General features: G+C 62.1%; 1 protein-coding gene. It reads right to left on the minus strand.

Features of this window, described 5'->3' with window-relative positions; genetic code table 11:
• On the minus strand, positions 1-277 hold a 277-nt coding region (locus ACZ3HH_RS29795; RefSeq protein ID WP_465810142.1), incomplete at both ends, for a hypothetical protein.

Consider the following 277-nt stretch of genomic DNA (forward strand, 5'->3'; position numbering starts at 1 on the left):
GTTCAAAATCGAAAACAGCGGATACAGCGCAAGTCCAAGCCCGAGCGCAAGTTTATCAACCAGCCGGTGAGCATTGCGCGCGGTCGACAGCAAAAAAGTCAGCGGCGTCAGCGCGAGAATTCCGGCCGCGAGCAGCGGCGGAAGATTGGCCGCAAGGCCATAGCCTATTCCGGTGGCGGTCGCGCTCATGATGAGCAGCGCGCCGCCGAGCCCGTTCAGAAAAGCGACGCGCGAAGGACGCGGCACATGCGGCAGCAGCCGGAAACTTTCGACCCAG

Source organism: Pseudomonas sp. PME37.24/025, assembly GCF_055556615.1.